Source organism: Ciceribacter ferrooxidans, assembly GCF_004137355.1.
Taxonomy (GTDB): domain Bacteria; phylum Pseudomonadota; class Alphaproteobacteria; order Rhizobiales; family Rhizobiaceae; genus Allorhizobium; species Allorhizobium ferrooxidans.
In genome coordinates this window covers 1-764 of record NZ_SDVB01000324.1, presented here as the reverse complement: position 1 = coordinate 764, position 764 = coordinate 1, and the positions used below count along the sequence as shown (strand labels likewise).

The 764-nt window shown below is 45.5% G+C and carries 1 protein-coding gene; it reads right to left on the bottom strand.

The features are described from left to right. The coding region (locus tag EUU22_RS26440) for a hypothetical protein (RefSeq protein WP_205687953.1) at window positions 1-203 on the bottom strand (203 nt) is incomplete at its 3' end. Window positions 204-764: the final 561 nt, after the last annotated feature.

Here is a 764-nt window from a genome sequence, read left to right as displayed (position 1 = left end):
TTCATGGTATGGTGCGGGCAGAGATCATAAATAAGCAGCAATTGTGAGGATACGTTATCAATACGCACAAGAAAAGGAACCATAAGAATATTACAATCTATGGAAGTATCTGGTACACTTCCCAAAGGCAGAAGGAAGGAAATCTTGTGACCTGCCAAGGTGGAATTGGCAGAGTGCCACGAGATGACACCATCATTGTGCATCAGAACATTCCCTGGGCAACTTCAACTTGTGAGGGAGTCCAGGACTTTTTCTGGGTAAGGTCCACCCATTTTGCCATCTACCCAAGATATAAGAGATAAAACCCAGGATAATCTTACAGGAGTGAAACCAGTGTCTAGAGAGAATGTAGGAGCCCTTTCGAAGTTCAAGGAGAAAGATAGAAACTGACAACAATTGCAGAAAAAGGAAAACTATCCTACCTAGACAGGGTGAGGAGTCAGACTGGTCTGAGATGGCTGTGAAACTCTGTGTGCACGGAGGTTGTCAGGACAACTTCGAATTTTGAGGTCGCTTATGACATCACGGTGAACATGTCCCCCAGGGTGGCCGCATGGTTACAGTCTGAGGATTGGCCTAGGCTAGGCTATTAAAGGGACAGATACCCAGAAACAGGTTTGGCAAACAGAAAGCAGGCACAGAAACTAGAAGAGATAAAACAGAGTCTGATGCAAGGGATAAGAAAGGAACCCTAGGCCACAAGTGAGAATAGAGGGACAGGCACGGAGAGGAGAACATTGTCATCTATTCAAGTCTATGGGGAG